Annotated in this window: 3 protein-coding genes; all 3 read left to right on the top strand. The window is 55.7% G+C overall.

Features of this window, described 5'->3' with window-relative positions:
* A partial coding sequence (locus Q0F21_RS06650) for a RagB/SusD family nutrient uptake outer membrane protein (RefSeq protein ID WP_297238502.1) occupies nucleotides 1-1,194 on the top strand: 1,194 nt, incomplete at its 5' end.
* A gap of 17 nt (nucleotides 1,195-1,211) precedes the next feature.
* A complete protein-coding gene (locus Q0F21_RS06645; protein ID WP_297238500.1) occupies nucleotides 1,212-1,964 on the top strand; it encodes a DUF4843 domain-containing protein in 753 nt (250 codons plus the stop codon).
* A gap of 6 nt (nucleotides 1,965-1,970) precedes the next feature.
* Nucleotides 1,971-3,237, top strand: a 1,267-nt coding sequence (locus tag Q0F21_RS06640) for a hypothetical protein (RefSeq protein ID WP_297238498.1), incomplete at its 3' end; no start/stop codon positions are given.

Below are 3,237 nucleotides of genomic sequence, written 5' to 3'. Positions count from 1 at the left end.
CTGAAGGTACGCCCGACGATCGACCAGATCTGGACCAATCAGTACGCAGTGATCTCGTATGTCAATGAGCTGATCGATGCCTATGAGACTACAGACCTCAAGGGTACTACGCTCGATATGATCGGGGGCGAGGCGTATGCACTCCGAGCTTTCCTCCACTTCGACCTGCTCCGTCTCTATACAGCCGACTACACTCAGCGTGCGGGACAGAGTGGCATTCCCTATGCCTATAAGGCCGACCTGCAGAATAAACAGCTCTACTCGATCGAAGACAGCTATAAGAATATCCTTGCCGACCTCGATAAGGCAGAGAAGCTCCTCGCATCAGATGTCAGCCTCTACCTACCGATGGGCACCTCCGTCGATATCTACTTAGACGAGCGGTACGTGCACCTCAATAAGTACGCTGTCTCTGCACTTAAGGCACGGATCTACTACACGATGGGAGACCTGACGCAGGCAGCCGCCTACGCCCGCAAGGTCATTGATGCCACCGCCACCACTGCCGATGCACCGGAGGGGACGATGAAGCTCGGGCTGGTCGAGAAGGGGGACTTCGAGAGAGTGAAGCGCTACCCGGCTCAGGGAGAGCTGCTCTTCGGTCTCTACGCACCTCGTATAGCGAGGACCGTCTATGATACATTCCTCCAGAACACCTCCTCCGGCAGCTTCACCGAGGCGAGGACGGACCTCAAGGAGCTCTACGAGACGGACAAGTTTACCGCCACCAGCGTAGACCTGCGATATGGGCATTTCTACAAGGAGCTCTCCGGTGGACTCACTGCATTTACCCGCCTGCTGTCCAATGAGGCTGAGCTGAATAAAGGAGACTTTGAGGGTCTGACCCTGATCCGCCTGCCGGAGATGTACTACATACTCTCCGAGTGTCTCTACGACAGCGACCGCACCCAGTCTCTTGAGCTGCTCAATGCCGTCCGCAAGAGTCGCGGTCTCGCCGAGATCGATCCGGCTAAGGTGGACACCAAGGAGAAGTACATCAGCGAGATGATGCGAGAGCGGATGCGCGAAATGCCGGGCGAGGGACAGATCTTCTTTGCCTACAAGCACTACAACCTCCCGATCCTCGACCGTAGAGGCAAGGAGTCCATCCCGGCCTCTAATGAGATCTACATCCTCCCGTGGCCGGAGAAGGAGAGAGAATTTGGCTTCACCGCCGAGACCAATAAGAAATGAGACAAAAGGATTATCTTATGAAAAGCGCCATACGACTGCTCGCCCCACTCGCCCTCCTCGGGCTGCTTGGCACGAGCTGCAATAGGATCACATACGAGGGGGACTTCACCCCCGACGGTCAGTACATCGGCTCCTCAGCCATTTACTTTGACCACAAGCAACAGGCTGACACGCTGCAAGCTTATTCCTTCGGACCACTTCCTGCAGAGGTGGAGACGCATATAGTCGAGATCCCTCTACGCATCGTCGGTGATATCCCCACCAAGGACCTTACCTATCACGTAGAGGCAGACCCTGAGGCATCTACCGCCCAGTCAGGGGTACACTATACGCCCTTAGAGACGTCCTACCACTTCCGCTCTGGTGCGGTGACGGACACGCTCCGAGTCGAGCTTCTGCGCAGTGGCATCTCTTCGGAGGAGGAAGAGGCTCTGCGTCTGGTCCTGAGGCTCAAGTCCAGTGAGGATCTTAAGATCGCCTTTGAGTCAGACAACCTCCAGGTCATCACCTTCGACAACTATGTTGCGGAGCCCTACTGGTGGGTCTACTACGCCTACTACTTTGGTCCCTACCACCGCCTAAAGTACCTCAAGCTGCTTGAGTACTACGACAGTGACCCGGCTGTACTGGAGGAGTCGCTTAATAATAGTGAGTTCACCAAGCTATTTGTCAATATCAAGAAGGTCTTTGACTACTTCAAGGCACACCCCGAGCTGGAGGTGCCACTGTCGGACTTCGATCCATCCGCATTCATTAGCTTCGAAGAGTAATTATTTATGTCACACACTATATATAGGTTCTCCCGGATGATCCTCCCGGGACTGCTCACCTGCTCTCTGCTCACCTCATGCTTCAAGGACCACTCTACCGAGCCGGAGCAGCCTGTCACCGAGATCACTACAGAGGAGCAGCTCAAGGAAGTCTACACCGCCGATGAGGGACGACTGCTGGAGATACCGGCACCCAAGCTGACACTCAATGGTACCTCCAAGGATGTCAAGTACTCCTGGGAGGTGGGCTACGAGGAGGTATCGACGGAGTCGACGCTGAAGTATCACTGCTCCAAGCCGGGTCTCTATCCGCTCCGACTCCTGATCACTAATGGCGAGACAACTCTCGTACAGCGATCCACGATCAATGTGCAGTACCGCTTCCGACAGGGGCTCTACCTCCTTGGTGAGGAGAGCGGAGCCGCCACGATCGGCTTTGTGGAACCCTCGAAACCCGACAAGGAGGTGGACTACGAAGTGCTGACGCTCAATAACGCAGCCGGTACCTTTGTGGGTAAGCCGCACGACCTTACCTTTGCGACTAATGTCGCTTACCATTACAAGGGCTTCTTACTCGCCTGTGGCAGCAACCTCTATATGCTCGAGCCCGATCAGATGGAGCTCGCCAAGACCTTGTCCCTCAAGTCTGAGATCACTACGCTACAGGGTACTTGGGCCGACTCTAAGGGACGGTTCTTCTACAACGGCCGGTTTGGAGACTTCGACGTCTATAAGCTGGAGGCTGCCAATAGCGACCTGAAGGCTATCGCAAAAGAGCTCGGCATAGCACGTGAGGCGCTCAGCTTGGCACCTACGACCGTCTCCTGGCTCACGGATAAGACTGATCCGAAGAAGCTCGACGGCTACCTCGCCTACGACAACGGGGCTGAGAAAATCGTGGCACGCTACAAAGAACTGACGACTAAGTATGGCGTTTGGTTTAATGACGAGACAAAGGGCTACAGCCTGACCCATATGGTCCTTACCGGCGATCGGTTGCGGGTAGCCCTCTTCCTCAAGAGCAAGAGCGACGAGACGATCAAGCATCTGCTGATCAACCCAGGCACTCACGATGTACCGAAGGCTAAGCGGGTCCAGCAGGAGGTCCTCCTCTCCACGGAGGTCCCTGCTGCGGCTCACCTCGATGCCACCTCCGTGATGACCTCCGCCCCGACGCGAAACTTAGTCTTCTACAGCGGTGCGGACGGTAGTGGCATCTATGCCTACAACACCATGTCGCAGGGCAACTTCCCCACCACACCCCTCATCACAC

The organism is uncultured Porphyromonas sp., assembly GCF_934359325.1.
In the GTDB taxonomy this organism is placed as follows: Bacteria; Bacteroidota; Bacteroidia; order Bacteroidales; family Porphyromonadaceae; genus Porphyromonas_A.
This window is presented reverse-complemented; position numbering and strand designations above follow the sequence as displayed.